Annotated in this window: 16 protein-coding genes and 1 pseudogene; 12 read left to right on the top strand and 5 right to left on the bottom strand. The window is 40.2% G+C overall.

Features of this window, described 5'->3' with window-relative positions; genetic code table 11:
- The first annotated feature begins 26 nt into the window (after positions 1-26).
- The 3 genes from MKZ02_RS11490 to MKZ02_RS11500 all read left to right on the top strand — a co-directional run bounded on the left by MKZ02_RS11490 (position 27) and on the right by MKZ02_RS11500 (position 1,522).
- Positions 27-329 (top strand): hypothetical protein, encoded by a 303-nt coding sequence (locus tag MKZ02_RS11490; RefSeq protein ID WP_120032262.1) that lies wholly within the window; start codon positions 27-29, stop codon positions 327-329.
- A 149-nt stretch (positions 330-478) separates the two neighbouring features.
- Positions 479-649 carry a hypothetical protein gene (locus MKZ02_RS11495; protein ID WP_182916963.1) on the top strand — a complete coding sequence of 57 codons (171 nt, stop codon included), beginning with the start codon at positions 479-481 and terminating at the stop codon, positions 647-649.
- A gap of 408 nt (positions 650-1,057) precedes the next feature.
- Positions 1,058-1,522: a hypothetical protein gene (locus MKZ02_RS11500; protein WP_340853627.1), complete on the top strand. Its 465-nt coding sequence runs from the start codon at positions 1,058-1,060 to the stop codon at positions 1,520-1,522.
- Between the two features lie 292 nt (positions 1,523-1,814).
- On the opposite strand, the gene MKZ02_RS11505 is transcribed toward MKZ02_RS11500, so the two are convergent.
- The 5 genes and pseudogenes from MKZ02_RS11505 to MKZ02_RS11525 all read right to left on the bottom strand — a co-directional run bounded on the left by MKZ02_RS11505 (position 1,815) and on the right by MKZ02_RS11525 (position 5,970).
- A protein-coding gene (locus MKZ02_RS11505) for an IS3 family transposase (RefSeq protein ID WP_340851290.1) occupies positions 1,815-2,965 on the bottom strand; the annotation gives its coding sequence in 2 pieces (ribosomal slippage) (positions 1,815-2,692 and positions 2,692-2,965; 1,152 coding nt in all).
- 114 nt (positions 2,966-3,079) lie between these two features.
- The gene (locus tag MKZ02_RS11510) at positions 3,080-3,565 is read right to left on the bottom strand and encodes a hypothetical protein (RefSeq protein ID WP_340853629.1); all 486 of its coding nucleotides are present in this window, start codon (positions 3,563-3,565) and stop codon (positions 3,080-3,082) included.
- A gap of 460 nt (positions 3,566-4,025) precedes the next feature.
- Positions 4,026-4,208: a hypothetical protein gene (locus tag MKZ02_RS11515; protein WP_120032251.1), complete on the bottom strand. Its 183-nt coding sequence runs from the start codon at positions 4,206-4,208 to the stop codon at positions 4,026-4,028.
- Positions 4,209-4,481: 273 nt separating this feature from the next.
- Positions 4,482-4,928, bottom strand: a pseudogene (locus MKZ02_RS11520) (LysE family translocator); the annotation flags it as partial.
- A gap of 409 nt (positions 4,929-5,337) precedes the next feature.
- The gene (locus tag MKZ02_RS11525; RefSeq protein ID WP_340853631.1) at positions 5,338-5,970 is read right to left on the bottom strand and encodes an FMN-binding negative transcriptional regulator; all 633 of its coding nucleotides are present in this window, start codon (positions 5,968-5,970) and stop codon (positions 5,338-5,340) included.
- A 121-nt stretch (positions 5,971-6,091) separates the two neighbouring features.
- On the opposite strand from MKZ02_RS11525, the gene pdxR reads away from it, so the two are divergent.
- From pdxR to MKZ02_RS11570, 9 genes are all read left to right on the top strand, one after another.
- Positions 6,092-7,471: a MocR-like pyridoxine biosynthesis transcription factor PdxR gene (gene pdxR / locus MKZ02_RS11530; protein ID WP_340853632.1), complete on the top strand. Its 1,380-nt coding sequence runs from the start codon at positions 6,092-6,094 to the stop codon at positions 7,469-7,471.
- 74 nt (positions 7,472-7,545) lie between these two features.
- On the top strand, positions 7,546-7,710 hold the full coding sequence (locus MKZ02_RS11535; protein WP_340853633.1) for a hypothetical protein: 165 nt from the start codon (positions 7,546-7,548) through the stop codon (positions 7,708-7,710).
- A gap of 80 nt (positions 7,711-7,790) precedes the next feature.
- On the top strand, positions 7,791-8,012 hold the full coding sequence (locus tag MKZ02_RS11540) for a hypothetical protein (RefSeq protein WP_120032243.1): 222 nt from the start codon (positions 7,791-7,793) through the stop codon (positions 8,010-8,012).
- A 325-nt stretch (positions 8,013-8,337) separates the two neighbouring features.
- On the top strand, positions 8,338-9,210 hold the full coding sequence (locus MKZ02_RS11545; protein ID WP_340853635.1) for a DMT family transporter: 873 nt from the start codon (positions 8,338-8,340) through the stop codon (positions 9,208-9,210).
- Between the two features lie 191 nt (positions 9,211-9,401).
- Positions 9,402-9,677, top strand: coding sequence for a hypothetical protein (locus MKZ02_RS11550; RefSeq protein WP_340853636.1), 276 nt, complete (start codon positions 9,402-9,404; stop codon positions 9,675-9,677).
- Positions 9,678-10,092: 415 nt separating this feature from the next.
- Positions 10,093-10,674: a TetR/AcrR family transcriptional regulator gene (locus MKZ02_RS11555; RefSeq protein WP_340853637.1), complete on the top strand. Its 582-nt coding sequence runs from the start codon at positions 10,093-10,095 to the stop codon at positions 10,672-10,674.
- A 32-nt stretch (positions 10,675-10,706) separates the two neighbouring features.
- Positions 10,707-12,020 carry a cytosine permease gene (locus tag MKZ02_RS11560; protein WP_120032237.1) on the top strand — a complete coding sequence of 438 codons (1,314 nt, stop codon included), beginning with the start codon at positions 10,707-10,709 and terminating at the stop codon, positions 12,018-12,020.
- The gene (locus MKZ02_RS11565) at positions 12,017-13,111 is read left to right on the top strand and encodes a DUF917 domain-containing protein (protein WP_340853638.1); all 1,095 of its coding nucleotides are present in this window, start codon (positions 12,017-12,019) and stop codon (positions 13,109-13,111) included. Before MKZ02_RS11560 ends, MKZ02_RS11565 begins: the two co-directional genes overlap by 4 nt.
- Positions 13,111-14,694: a hydantoinase/oxoprolinase family protein gene (locus MKZ02_RS11570; protein ID WP_340853639.1), complete on the top strand. Its 1,584-nt coding sequence runs from the start codon at positions 13,111-13,113 to the stop codon at positions 14,692-14,694. Before MKZ02_RS11565 ends, MKZ02_RS11570 begins: the two co-directional genes overlap by 1 nt.
- Positions 14,695-14,804 lie beyond the last annotated feature (110 nt).

Here is a 14,804-nt window from a genome sequence, read left to right on the forward strand (position 1 = left end):
CAAATAAAAGGTAGGGACCGAAATTGATGGAAGAAAATGAAGAATTAAGAAAAAGCATTCAACGATTTTATGATTTACTAAAAAAACATCCGGATAACACCGATGCCGCTCACGATTTTGTCGCTTATTTGTGGTCTTTCTTAAAGATTCGATCTAAAGTGCCATTGCCGGCTGCTGAAATTATGACGCTGCTAAAAAATTATAAGCCGAATGTATTTGACGCATTAAAGAAGATGGCTGAAAAGAATTTGATGCTAAATATTTTAACGGAGTTGCCTGCAAATAATGAATCGGCAGAGGAAAGATTAGACGAATTTTTAAATGTTTAACTCATTTCTTATTTTTTCCCGATGGAGGATTAAACAGCTTGCTTGGTGGGTAAATAAGTTACAGAAGGTGGCTGCCTTCGAGGATTAATTTGTACTCGATTAGACTGCTAGTAGAAATGAACAACATGGGTAAGATAGGAGGATTGTCAATGGATAAAAACGAAGTCATCAAAATGTTGCAAAATGCAAAGGATTTGTATGAGAACAAACAGATTGAAATAGCCTTAAAGAAGGACAACATTAATAAAGAGTCCTACATTAAAGGAGTGGTTGAAGGGCTTTCCATTGCCATTGCAACAATAGAGCAACAAGAAGGATAAATAGGCATATGCTTCCTCTCATATAAACAATAAAAGCTTTGCTCTTAGTGAGCAAGGCTTTTTCTCATGATAAAGTTAGTGGAAAAGGAATCGGTTCATATAAGAGTGGGGAGTAGTGGAATGCATGTGTTAAAAAAAGTAAATGATCTCTCTATTTAATGACTTCCAAAGGAATCATTGGTATTAATAAGAGTCGGTTGCAAAGTCCATAATATCATTGTGTTTCAAAAGCAGCACATAGTCGCCAGCCCAGGAGGTAGTACATTTGATTCTTACGCTATTAATCGTCGGCTTGGTTATTCTTGCTGTTATTCATTTTGTTTCTACAGAAAAAAAGGACGAGCAGATAACAGGACGGATGACTTGGTGATGGAAAATGTGCCGAATTTAACAAAGGGGGACTTTATAATGGCTAAAAAAACATCTGAAGAGGTAACTGAACAAGTAGCTGAAAGAGTAGCGGAAAGAAAATTTGAAGAAGAGATTGGAGAAGAATTGGCGCCTTTAAGAAGCCAATTAGATTCTATGGCCACTGCCTTGAACCAACTCCAAAGTTCTCAACAACAATTAGGTTCTATCGACCAGCCTGCTACTATGCAAAACGAGCAAGCATCCCAATTGCTCCAACAGATGCAGCAATTTAGAAGACAAGCTCAAAGTCAGCAACAAGAGACGTTCCAGCAGCTTCAGCAAACAGTTCAACAAGCTGCACAAATGCTAGGGAGCGTGGGACAAACGTTGCAATCGTTTAGCATTCTAAACCAAATGACTCAACAAATTGATCAGTCTCAGCAACAATTGAAGCAATTGAGTTCTCAACAATACCAGCAAAATCAACAGAACCAACAGATGAATTCATCTCTTCAGCGCTGATTTTTAAAGTGCCCCATTTTTATGAAGGTAGGAATGGTCCCGCTGCTTTTAGCAAGCGGGACTGTTATTTTGTGAATAAAAACCTTTTGTCCATGAACCAGCATGAAAAATGAACCGACCCTTTCATAATAAGTGGAAGAGAGGGGGTAGATTCTTTGCTCATGCTTATCAAGAAGCCAAGCAAAACCAGTCATTTTACCTGCATACGTACAAGGCGTTATATCAACGCTATAAAAAGCCCCAGCTGTGAAGGGGACTGACCCCTATTTTTGAGACAGGGATCAAAACACCTTTAAGCAGCCAGCTGCCGATATTTGACCGGTGGCTGGTTGTTTAGTTTCGCTTGAATACGGATATGGTTATAATAGTGAATATAGCTTTCGACAGTTTGCTCTACGATAGCCGTCGTAGTGCTTGTCAACTCGTCGAGATAGAACGTTTCAGACTTTAGCGAGGAATGAAACGATTCGATGGAGGCATTATCAGAGGGTGTCCCTTTCCGGGACATACTCATGGTAATGCCTTTTTCTTTGACTGCCTGCTGATAAGCATAAGATGTGTACACAGATCCCTGATCGCTGTGCAGAATGCATCCCTCTGGGAGGGGTGGCAACTGGGCCAGCGTATGTAGCACAAAATCTGTATTCTGGCAGCTTCCTAAAGAATAGGCAATGATTTCGCCGTTAAATAAATCCTGAATACTTGAAAGATACAGCTGTTTCTGGCCAAAAGGCAAGTATGTAATATCTGTGACGAGCTTTTGAAGAGGCTGATTTGCCTGGAAATCTCCTTTTAACAGGTTATCGGAAATATGACAGGGCTGTCCTGTTCGTTTGCGTTTCTTCACTTTTACCCGGCACTGCCAGCCATACTTCTGCATTACACGCTGTACCGCTTTATGGTTAATCGACATCTCTCGTTTTAATAAGGCCGTGATTTTACGATAACCATATCGAAACTTAAGGTCCCGGCACAACGTGCCGATTTTTCGTTCAACGATCTGCCTGGCTGTTTCTTTCCGGCTCCTGCTCTTCCAGCGATAATAAGTGGATCTAGCAATGCCGAGATGCCGGCATATTTCCCTGACGGGCATGCTGGTTTGGAGTTCTTTTACTAATTCTACAGCTGTTTCTGGGACCACTTCCTCTCCAATTCTTTGTACTTTTTTAGTACTTCAATCTGCTGTTTCAAATACCGATTTTCTGCCTTCAGTTTCTCTGTTTCACTTTCATACTCAGCCCCTTTTCCGAAGGAATACTGCTTGCCCACTGGCTGTTCAAATCGATGAAACTCGCCTGCTTTGTACCATTTCATCCATGTTTTAAGCTGTGTCTTATTTCGAATGTTTAATTCCTTTAAGACTTCTTTGACCGGCACCCCAGCTAATCTCATTTTTACAGCCTTCATTTTTACTTCCGCTGGATAACTGACTCTTGTCCCCATAGAAAAACACCTCCAAGTTATTTTCGAGTATCCCATACTCGTTTTCAACTTAAAGGTGTTTTTTATTTGTCTCACTTTCTGGGGTCAGTCCAGAATGCTCGGGGCTTTATGATATTAAGGACGAATGTTTGTCACTGTGTGATCTGAATGGAGAGTGAAAGCTTGAGTGAAGCTGCCATTTACCGCTGAATTGATCGCTCCATCATCCATGGGAATGGATACATAAATACGGTAATTTCCTGGAGAAAGGGCAGAGAGATCTACATTTGTGCTGCTGGCTAACTCATAAAGATCAAATTTTGGTCCTGCACGATGCACCCAGGTATTAAGGGAACCTTGTTTAACGATCATGCCATCACTTTTTTTAATTGAAAAAGTGGGAGTATGCTTAACTGTAAAGTCAGCCATCTTAGGTGAATTCCCTCCGACAAAAAGAGTTGTACGGAAAGTGTTCTTGGCAAGGGAGGAATAAGAAGTCATCACACCGACATTCTCTCTGACCTCTGCCTTCGCAGCAATAGATGAATTTGAATAATTGATTACAGTGACACTGCTTAATATAAGTATAAAAGCAAAAAGAACTTTTCTGATTTGATCCATGGTTCCCCTCCTGTAAATATAATTATCCTATCAGGTTCACTATACCCCTCTTAAATATCGATTAAAACGAAATCAGGGAAATATAATTATTTTTAATCGATGAAAATGAAAAGAAATAACCGCTATTTTTTAGGCGCAATCGTTAAAAATCCGTGGAGGAAACTTTGTTAGTAAGGAGGGTGATTCGATATATTTTTACATTTTATTGCTTGTTTTTTCAGAAATCTTCCTTATAAGCGATATTGATTACAGGTACCCATTCTTCTTGAGAGGAAGACGCGTCAGCGCTGTTCTTGGAGTAGGGGAAGCCTGTTTTAAAAAGAAGAATCAGAAGCAGTTTATAGTTTCATAAAAAGCAGGATGGTTCTCTATGAGGATTTATGTACCATTACTGAGCAGCATGGGAAAGGCTTGGTTAAGGTACCCTCTGCTTAGAAAGCAGGGGTACTATCTATGGCTTTTATCGCTGTTGATTGATCCACCAGTCGATGTGATCCAAATCAAACATGAGAATACTGCCAAATGGCCTAAGGTGAGGCAGTTCTCTTTTTAAGATGAGATCATTAATTTTATCTTCAGTTATTGGAAAATTCACTGAAGACAAATAAGCGATTAAGTTTTCGATGCCATAAACTTTTCTCATTTCATCACCTTCCACCGGGTCTTCCTTGTTTGAATAAAAAAGAAAACTCAGTGCCAGGTATTAGAATGAAAAAACTTAGTCATTTTATACCCGTTTCTCTTTAATTTACACATTGGCAAAAGAATGGTATACGATACTCTGCCCGTGTTCTCGCACAAATAATGGATTTGTTGCTGGAACAGATTTTTATCTATTCTTTTAATGTACTTCTATTGAAGTCTTTAATTAGACTACATATGAAACGTAAGGGAAATGTGATGGGAAGAAAAGCTATTGTGCTGTCACTGATCCAGCAGAGGGTGATATGAATTGTGGAAAGAAGGCTAAAAAAAAGAGTGCTGTCTTAGGATTCATTACTTCTACGAGAGCTGATTCATAAAAAATCTTTACTAGTTTTTTGCGAGGGGGTTTTGGAATGTCTGAAGTTGTTTTATCAGGTGTAGAAAATAAAGTCTTACACCCCAGGTAGATAAGATAAGCGGCGCCTAAGTATTTAACGATATTAAAGGCTGTTGCCGATGTCATAAGAATGGCAGAAACTCCAATTGCTCCTGCTAAAACGTGAATAGAACCACCAAGAGACACACCAACAACTGATACCAAGCCCGCTTTCTTTCCTTGATCTATACTTCTTCCCATAATATAGAGTACAGCTGGTCCAGGTAGTATTAATAATGTAGCAGCAGCGATGACAAATAGCCAAATAGTTGAAAACTCCATAAAATGCAACTCCTTATTGTATTTTGTGTAGGATTTAATTAAACATCTCCTTGGTTAGCTTAACTTCTTCGTAAACATAAACGGTTACACAATTTCACGTTGGCACCTGAAAATAAAAGGTGATAAACCCCATTTTTACTTTTAGGAGTGCCCACAGCAAACCACAAATGAACAGTGGTAAGAATACTTTTATGTTGAAATCCCAATCTTTTAGTAAGATAAATAAACAATTGAGATTTCATTATTTAAAAACTACGCCCCTCTTGTTGAATAAGAGCTATAGCCTAGAGGGGCTTTAACTTGTACTAAAATAATGGCATAAATCCTTATTTTAACCATCTGCATAAAGTTTTGGTATTGGCTGTCCTATGAGCAAATCAAAGAAAACAAGCCGTAATAATTAGGCCAATCATTTAAATAACCCTTTCCGCTGCTCACGCATCCACTGAGCGACCTGGACGTCCTCTTGTTCATTTGATTTTTCAAGCTCGCCAACAATCGTTTTGTAATCGGTGTCATTACGATTCTGACTCATTTTGGCTGCAGCTTGAATAGAGGTGATTTCAATTTCAAAACCAACGATTCCTTTCATTTCACTCTTGAGCAGCTCTGGATCAAACGTCTCCCAGGTCCGACCATTTTCTCGGGGAGACTCATAGTGTTTAAGCATAGTATCCAAAGCTGATTCCAGCTCTTCTCCAGTGATTACACGTGCTGTTCCATACGCATGTACAGCTAAATAGTCCCATGTAGGGACCTCTTCGCACTGATACCAACTGGATGAAATGTAAGCGTGCGGTCCTTGGAAAATGAGTAACACATCACTATTATTGTCTAAAGTTTTTTTCTGCTTGTTTCCGTATGCAATGTGCCCAGTCGCGTAGAGTTTTCCTTCATCTTCTCGAATTTCTAAAGGAATATGCGTAGCCAAGGGCCGGTGTTCATCAACAGTAACCAATAACGCAAACGGATTAGATTTCATCATTTGAACGGCTTCTTCATGATCCATACGATAATATTTAGGAATGTACACCATAATCATCCTTTCCACTTATACTTGAATTTTAAAAAATATAAATACCCGGCAAAAAAATAATATTACACAAACTGACATGAAAAAAGGTACAATAATAAACAAATATACATGTCAGAGGGAAAGGTAAATGAAAAATATTATTTTTACTTTTAAGGAAGACACACCTAAATACAAACAGATCTACGAACAATTTAAATTATTTATTGAGCAAGGAGATATACGAACGAATGAGCAACTACCTACTATCCGTCAACTGGCAGACTCCCTTCAAGTAAGCCGCAATACTACATTAATGGCTTATGATCAACTTGTAGCTGAAGGTTATATTCGCGGAGAAGGGAGAAAAGGTTATTTTGTAAATGAATTAGAGCCCGCTTTATTTCAACAGGAGGCAATCTCTCGTAATAGAAAGCAAACAGAATCGACAGCAGCTGTTCTTGTTAATTTCCGAGCAGATGCGGTAGATCAAACACATTTCCCTTTAAAAGTCTGGAGAAGAATAGCTAACCAAGCATTAACATTACAAGAGAGCTTCCAATACGGAGATCCTTTTGGCGAGGTATGTCTGCGAGAACAAATTGCCGCGTATGTGTTTCAATCAAGGGGAGTAAAAGCAGAGGCAAATGAGATTATTATCGGCAGCAGTACCCAGCAAATGCTTATATACCTTGGGCATATACTGAAAGATGATTTCCAAAGTGTGATCGTAGAGGATCCTGGATATGATGGCGCCAGGGAAGCTTTTCAATTTCACCGTCTTCACTTTGAAACTTTGCCGGTTTATGAAGCAGGGGTTGATTTTTCTCAGTTAGAACAGATGCAATCCCGGCTAATTTATGTAACCCCGTCCCATCAAAGTCCGATTGGAGTAAGCATGTCGATTCAACAGCGGCAAATGCTTATTCACTGGGCTAACGAGGTACAGGGATACATTATTGAAGACGATTATGATAGTGAATTTCGTTATACGCAACGGCCATTTCCTGCCCTTGCTTCGATTGATGCTCAAAGAGTCGTTTATCTGGGGAATTTTTCGAAGTGCTTTCTTCCAGGCATTCGTTTAAGTTATATGGTGTTGCCTCAGCCGCTATTAGATCGTTATAAAGATCGCTTCCGTCATTTTGAGAGTACTACGTCCCTTCTTAATCAGCTCACAATGGCTAAATTTATGGAAGAAGGAGAATGGAGTCGCCACGTTAAGCGAATGCGTCTTGTTTATAAAAGAAAAATGCTGCACTTAGTTTCTGAATTAAGAAAGCAATTCGGTCAAAATATTTCTATTATCGGCGAGCAGTCTGGCTTATACTTATTAGTCAAGGTACACATAGGGCGTTCAGAAGAATGGCTGATCAGACAGGCTTTTTCCCATGGAGTTAAAGTCCAGCCGACCTCACTGTATGTTGTTAACAATCATCCTGATCAGCCGATTGTTAAGCTTGGTTTTAGCAGCCTTTCTTATGAGGAAATCCAACTCGGTGTGTCCCTCTTGAAAAAGGCCTGGTCATAAATATAGCAAGGAGGTTTAAAGCTTTCATACGTTTTTAAGATTATCATTTGAAAGAGTGTAAAGAAGTTCTGGACATGCACCCCGATAGACTGTTCTCTGTTGAAAAGATGGTTGTTAGCGAGATGCCGTCAACAGCTATCCGAGCTGATATGAATGGTCCAGGAATCGGTCCAATCGTAATGTCTTATCTTTATGTATGTCGTTACTTTCCTCTTCCGGTTGGTTTTAGAGCAGATTAACAAAAAACTTGCCTGTAATAAAAGGATTTTTACATTCCATATGGAAATAAAAATCATATTGGAAAAAGGGGATGGTTTTGTTGTTATTAAAAGATATAAGAAAATTTGAAGATTTGGATGATTTTATATTCGAACATAAGGTGGACATTCGCTGTAAGGAGAGCGGCCTCTGTGTCACTTTAATCGAGCCGACCGAGGAGGAAGAAGGGGTAATTGCTCTTATACTAAGTGACGGATCGCAGATGGAATTGCCGGTTGATCGTTTAGATGACTATTTAGAAGTTGTGCCTCTAGAAAAGTAAGCGCTATCGTATTCTATAACGGAAGCATTAAATTAGAATAATTGATTGTGGAAAGGTCTTCTTAGAGGGTGAAAATTTTTAGTCTCAAAAAATAAAATCCGGCTGACAGATGGTGGATGTAAAAGAGTGACCTGATCATCCATGATTCTGTACGCAAGCCAGCAAAATAGTATATGATTAAGTCAATTATTCGAAAGTGAGCTGAAAAACATGCTATGGTCTCCGCTGTTTGAAAATGATGTACCTGCTATTCTTCTTCCTTAACGGCAGAAGATGGCATCTCCGTTAAGGACAACCATTGTCTAAACAAAACGGAGGGTACAAAATGAGAAATACGTTACTGGGTTCTTTGTATTTAGCACTCGCTGCAAGTATTTGGGGCGGGATGTATGTGGTAGTCAAGTTTGTGGTTGAGATTGTGCCGCCACTTGAATTAGTATGGTTACGTTATGTGATTGCCATTGTGGCACTGCTGATAATTAGTGTGGTTAAAAAACAATCGTGGCGGATTAAAAAAAGAGATTGGCTACTAATCTTTGTTATCGGCCTTGTTGGAAACACGATTTCTATCGTAACCCAAGAAGTTGGCACGATGCTTTCCACCGCGCAAATGGGGGCGATTATTACCTCGACGACCCCTGCGTTTATGGTGTTATTTGCGCGTCTTATTTTAAAAGAAACCGTTACATTAAAAAAAGCTGCATCTATTATTCTGGCAACGATCGGCGTTTACATTATTATTGGCAACGCCCAGATTGATTCTTCTCAACAGCTCGGCGGTTTATCCTTACTTGCAGCAGCGCTGACATGGGCGCTGATGTCTGTTCTAATTAAACGTGTACCGGAACAGTATTCCCAAATTGTCGTAACGGGCTATGCTATTCTTGTAGCGATTGTTTTGCTGACGCCTTTTACAGTCAGCAGGCTAGCAGCACTTGATTTTCAGGCCATGATGCATCCAGCGGTTTGGGGCAGTCTATTATATTTAGGCGTGATCTCAACAGCCTGTGGTTTTTTACTATGGAATCGTGGGTTGCAAATGCTTAATGCTTCAAGCGGCGGATTATTTTTCTTTTTCCAGCCGATAGCTGGTACTTTTCTAGGATGGCTGCTATTAGGTGAACAAGTTGGATGGTCTTTCTGGATTGGTACTCTACTGATCTTTGCCGGTGTGTTATTAGTTGTTCGAGAAAAATAAATAGTAAAAAAGCTGATGGGTATCATTCACCGATCAGCTTTTTTTATTGGCGGGTTTTCTCTGTCTGAGGACAGCCCATTGGTCATCTGCTGCGTCTGTGAAAATTGTTAATTAAACAATAAGGGAAGGAGGCAGGATATTATGGGATATCCAGTATAGTGATCATAAGGACAGCTAAAGAATGACAAAGAATGATTGGTGCAGAACAGCAGCTTTCAGAGGCAAATGCTTATTCTAAAGAGGAATGTCTGCATGTAGCTTTGTTGCCAGCAGCTCCTTCCAAGGAAAATAGTGATAAGTTATTATATTATAATAATGAAAAAGTGCGCTGTGTTATAAATGGGAGAGAGGTCTATCTCTTATTCTATGAGAGTAGCCGAACCTCCAAACGTGGTACTCATCTGAAAAATTGCAGGTTTCAGCAACTGTCCGCAATGGGCATACCCTCAATAAGCTTTCAAGCATAGGAGAAGCATTCAGCTAAAAAAGAAATGGATAATAAGTATAAAAGTTTTATATTTACTTTTTATAGTTCCTACTCCTATTAAGCCGTCCATTGCAAATAGGCAACGAAGCATACTCGGCATCGTCAAAACCTCTTGTGAAAATTGTATTTATATTCAAATATGCAGAATCCATTTTGGTTTGTCTATTTCTATAATGGATTCTTTTTTTGTTGTGATCCCAATTACATAGGGATTTTGATCAATATTTGGTTTAAATGTATAAAATCAATGAGACGAAGAGGTTTTTTTATTGAATAATTATTATGATTGTTTTTTAAATAAAACTTGGTTGATAGTTAAGAAAATACTTGCAATTCTGTTTATATGGATTATACTAACTAATAATAGTTAGGTGACGAGGAGGTTGGCTAAATCATTGTCTACAAGAGAAAAATTAAAAGAGGCTGCGGCAAATTTGTTTGCTGATCAGGGATATGAGGGAACGTCCCTAAAAGAAATTGCTCATGCAGTAGGGATTAAGACGCCCTCTATTTACGCTTTTTATGAAGGAAAAGAAGATTTGCTTTTAAACGTTTATCAGGACATTTTAGAAGATCATTACGATCATTTGCAAAAAAGCTTGGAGCAAGCAAGAAATGGATCGGCAAAAGAGAGGTTGTATGGCCTGTTATTAACAGCAGTAAATTATCATTTAACTGAAACTGGCAAAACAAAGTTATTTAGAAGATTAATGTTGTTTCCTCCACCATTTTTATACAAACAAATAACAGAAAATTTCAACAAAATTGAACAGATGGAAAGTGAATTGTTGAGAGAAATTTTTGAAGAAGGAATAAGAAATCAGGAGGTTCAACCTAGAAAGGTTGAGGATATGGTGACATCCTTCTTGTGTGTAATGGATGGCGTGTTTCTGGAGATGCAGTATTATGACGAGCGAGAGTTTTCACGGCGACTTGAGATTATATGGGAGCAATACTGGCTTGGGATAAAGCAATAAATAGCAATTTTATTTAAAGAGGGGTGAAAAATATGGAAAATGCAAATAGCAATGATTTTGAACGGGAGCCGGTGCCGAGAGAACTTCGCAAAGGATGGATATCGATCAGCAGCGTCTGGATAGCGATAGGCATTGATTTATCAGCAGTGTTACTTGGTGCGGAGCTGGGGGCGGGCATGTCCTTAAGCCAGGCATTGTTGGCAGTGTTTCTCGGTTCTCTTTTTCTCGGTTTGCTCGGTGCGTTTTGCGCATATGTAGGAGCGGCCACAGGATTGTCGACAGCGATGATTTCTACATTTACTTTTGGGAGACAAGGGGCGAAGATCACTTCGCTTTGCCTGGCGGTTTCATCGCTCGGCTGGTTTGGTGTACAAGCAGGATTTTTTGCAGAAAATGCTCATGCTGCCTTGTCATCCATATTCGGTATGGATGTTTCTGTTAAGTTACTGGCATTTATTGGTGGATTGTTAATGATGTCAACTGCTATATATGGTTATCAAGCCATTGAGAAATTAAGCAAGTTTTCTGTCCCTCTCCTCATTCTTTTGATCTTTATCGCCCTGTTTTTCGTAATCGGCGAAAAAGGAACAAATGCCATGTTACAAACACAGAATACAGCGTTCAGCTTTGGAGCGGCTACGTCACTAGTTATTGGAATCTTTGTATTGGGGACTATTCTGGCTCCGGATATATCCCGTTGGGCAAGATCAAAGAAGGACGCTGTTTTATCAGCGTTTATCGGGTTCTTTGTAGGGAACAGCTTCATGCTTGTTATGGCGATTCTTTTGTCAAAAGCAATGAATACAAGTGATCTGATTACGATCTTCACTGTAGTCGGACTGGGCATGCCTGCGATCATAGTATTGACACTGGCGCAGTGGACAACGAATACGAATAATCTGTATTCATCATCACTTGGCCTTGCCGTGTTATTTCCTGGCATTCCAAAAAAATTGCTCACTTTGATAGCGGGAATAGTAGCCACTTTAGTAGCTGTTTTAGGGATATTTGATCAATTCGTTACGTTTCTTTCGATTGTCACTGTATTAATTGCACCGATTGGCGGGATCTATGCAGCTGAGTATTACTTTGTCAACAAGCAGCAATTTCGTTTCGATAATGAAAAGCGAGTTTCCTTTGTCGGCCGTTCATTCATTGTTTGGCTCTTGGCTTCTTCTGTAGCTTTCTTGACGACAGATGCTCCTGCAGGGTTGGGGATTTTCGACATAACTACCATCCCAGCACTCGATGGATTTTTACTGGCGCTGGCTGCTCAAGCCATCCTAGGAAAAGTGCTTTCTAAAACAGATGCAACAACAAAATTAGCAGAGGAGATACCTAAATGAAGAAGTTAACACAACAAATGATTGAACAAATTGCTATTGGTGCTGCTGTCCTCGGTACAGGTGGAGGAGGAGACCCTCATCTTGGCAAGCTAATGGCGATGCGGGCAATTGACAAATACGGACCAGTAGAAATTATCAGCATCGATCAATTAAAAGAGGGTGACTTAGTTGTTCCTGTTTCAATGATCGGAGCCCCTAGTGTGATGGTCGAAAAAATACCATCGGAAGAGCAGGTCATCGCAGCACTAGAAGCCATTGAGAAGCACTTTGATCAAAAAATACGAGCGGTCATGCCAATTGAAATAGGGGGAGGCAACTCCTTAATTCCTATTATTGCAGCCGCCAAGAAACGAGTACCGGTAGTAGACGCCGATGCAATGGGGCGTGCTTTCCCAGAAGCACAAATGGTCACGTTCCATTTAGACGGCCTAAAGCCGGACCCAGTTACAATGGCGGATGAAAGAGGAAATGTGGTCACTTTCTCTCCTATGAATGGAAAGTGGTCGGAGAAAATCGCTCGTGCTCTCACGATAGAGATGGGTGGAAATGCCTCGATGTGTGATTATGCGTTATACGGAAGAGATGTGGTTAAGAGTGCGATCCCTGGTACGTTAACATTAGCTGCTTCTATCGGCGAGATATTAATGGAGAAACATAGCGGTAACAAGACGGCCATTGATCTATTGATAGATAGACTGAGAGGATACTCTTTGATTACCGGCAAAATTACGTCAATTGAAAGAAAGATAGAGGGCGGTTTCACAAAGGGGATAGCGAGAGTAGCTGGAATAAATGAAGATCATTCCCGTGAAGTGACTTTGCATTTCCAAAATGAGCAGCTGCTTGTGACTGAGGAAGGCAATCCGTTAGCCATCACTCCGGATTTGATTTCAATTTTAGATCAGGAAACAGGCTATCCGATTACGACGGAATCATTGAAATATGGAGCCCGTGTCGTTGTTATTGCCTACCCTTGCCATGAGAAGTGGCGTACAGAAAAAGGGATTGCCACCGCAGGGCCTGGTTATTTTGGTTATGACGTAGCTTACAAGCCAGTTGAGGAGTTACATGCACGAGAGGTGATGAAGTAATGAGCTATCGAATTGGAATAGATGTCGGCGGAACAAATACAGATGCCGTTCTTATTGATGAAAATATGCAAGTGATCGCGAAATACAAGTCTGCAACTTCTGCAAATATTATGTCAGGCATTCATGACAGTATCGCTCGTATATTAGCAGAATCGGGTGTAGATAAAAAGCACGTTACACATGCAATGCTGGGCACTACCCATTGTACAAATGCAATCGTAGAAAGAAAAAACTTGAATCGGGTAGGGGTAATTCGGATTGGTTATCCTGCCACTACCTCGATCCCTCCGCTTTATAATTGGCCACAAGATTTGCTTGAGGCAATAGGAAACCATCAATATGTTGTTTCAGGGGGATATGAATTTAATGGAGATGAAATTGTCCCGATAGACGAGGAAGAAATTAGATCCATTGTAAATGAAATCAAAGAAGAAGTAGATGCGATCGCCGTCGTGGGAGTGTATTCACCGGTCCGCCCTGATCAAGAAGTAAGAGTCCAGGAAATTATAAAAGAAATCGTTCCGGATATGCATGTGTCCTTGTCTCATGAAATTGGAAGCATGGGCTTGCTGGAGCGTGAAAATGCCGCTACTTTAAATGCCGCCTTAATACAGGTCATTAAATTAGTAGTGAATGGATTTACTGCTGCCTTAACAGCAAATGGGCTGGACCCGGAGATTTTTCTTGGACAAAATGATGGGACACTAATGACAACTGACTATGCTCTTAGCTATCCAATCTTCACGATCGGTTGTGGACCGACGAACTCAATCCGCGGGGCCGTCTACTTATCCGGCATAGAAAACGCTATGATTCTCGATATTGGAGGAACCACTACAGATATTGGTGTAGTTAAAAACGGATTTCCAAGAGAATCGTCCGTAGCTATTGAAATTGGGGGCGTCCGTACGAATTTTAGAATGCCTGATATGTTATCTATCGGCATTGGTGGCGGAACAATTATCAGAAAGAATGAGACGGGTTATACAATTGGCCCCGACAGCGTAGGCCATGAAATAACGAAAAAGGGAATCATCTTCGGCGGCGATATCTTGACCGCGACTGACATCGCTTTCGGAGCTGGAATGGCGACCATAGATTTGCTCGACTTAAATGCGGATGCTTTAGATAAAACAGAATGCAAGGAAGCACATAAGCAAATTGTTCATGAGGTTGAGGTGGCTATTGATCGTATGAAGACGAACGCTGATGATGTTTCCATTATTCTTTCAGGTGGAGGCAGCATCCTGCTTCCTAGCTCTATAAAAGGAGCCAGGGAGGTTATAAAACCTGAACATTTTGAAGTGGCCAATGCCATTGGAGCAGCGATCGGCGATATTTCCGGAGAGGTCGAAAAAGTATACTCACTCAGTGAACAATCTTACGCAGAAGCCATTGAAGAAGCCAAAGAGCTTGCCATAGAACGGGCCATTAAAGCAAATGCAGATCCTAAGACAGTAAAAATTGTTTCAATTGAAGATATTCCGCTTGCTTATATGCCGGGAAATGCATTATTCATTAAGGTAAAAGCAGTTGGGCAGTTGCTGGTGAAAAAAGATGGCAAGCGGAGAAGCTCTCAATAGCCGCTATTCATGAAATGAAAAATTATTCTTCAGACATACTCTTTTTAACGTTGTCTCAGTTAGATGACAGTGTTGTAAATAAAGGACCTCATAAGGTCCTTTATTTTATT

Source organism: Pseudobacillus sp. FSL P4-0506, assembly GCF_038003025.1.
Classification (GTDB): Bacteria; Bacillota; Bacilli; order Bacillales; family Domibacillaceae; genus Pseudobacillus.

Coding starts and splice junctions, on each gene's coding strand:
- MKZ02_RS11515 (WP_120032251.1), bottom strand. CDS start 4,208: ATGAGAAAAGTTTATGGCATCGAAAACTTAATCGCTTATTTGTCTTCA.
- MKZ02_RS11545 (WP_340853635.1), top strand. CDS start 8,338: ATGAGAAATACGTTACTGGGTTCTTTGTATTTAGCACTCGCTGCAAGT.
- MKZ02_RS11570 (WP_340853639.1), top strand. CDS start 13,111: ATGAGCTATCGAATTGGAATAGATGTCGGCGGAACAAATACAGATGCC.
- MKZ02_RS11525 (WP_340853631.1), bottom strand. CDS start 5,970: ATGATTATGGTGTACATTCCTAAATATTATCGTATGGATCATGAAGAA.
- MKZ02_RS11500 (WP_340853627.1), top strand. CDS start 1,058: ATGGCTAAAAAAACATCTGAAGAGGTAACTGAACAAGTAGCTGAAAGA.
- MKZ02_RS11510 (WP_340853629.1), bottom strand. CDS start 3,565: ATGGATCAAATCAGAAAAGTTCTTTTTGCTTTTATACTTATATTAAGC.
- MKZ02_RS11565 (WP_340853638.1), top strand. CDS start 12,017: ATGAAGAAGTTAACACAACAAATGATTGAACAAATTGCTATTGGTGCT.
- MKZ02_RS11560 (WP_120032237.1), top strand. CDS start 10,707: ATGGAAAATGCAAATAGCAATGATTTTGAACGGGAGCCGGTGCCGAGA.
- MKZ02_RS11550 (WP_340853636.1), top strand. CDS start 9,402: ATGATTGGTGCAGAACAGCAGCTTTCAGAGGCAAATGCTTATTCTAAA.
- pdxR (WP_340853632.1), top strand. CDS start 6,092: ATGAAAAATATTATTTTTACTTTTAAGGAAGACACACCTAAATACAAA.
- MKZ02_RS11535 (WP_340853633.1), top strand. CDS start 7,546: ATGCACCCCGATAGACTGTTCTCTGTTGAAAAGATGGTTGTTAGCGAG.
- MKZ02_RS11495 (WP_182916963.1), top strand. CDS start 479: ATGGATAAAAACGAAGTCATCAAAATGTTGCAAAATGCAAAGGATTTG.
- MKZ02_RS11490 (WP_120032262.1), top strand. CDS start 27: ATGGAAGAAAATGAAGAATTAAGAAAAAGCATTCAACGATTTTATGAT.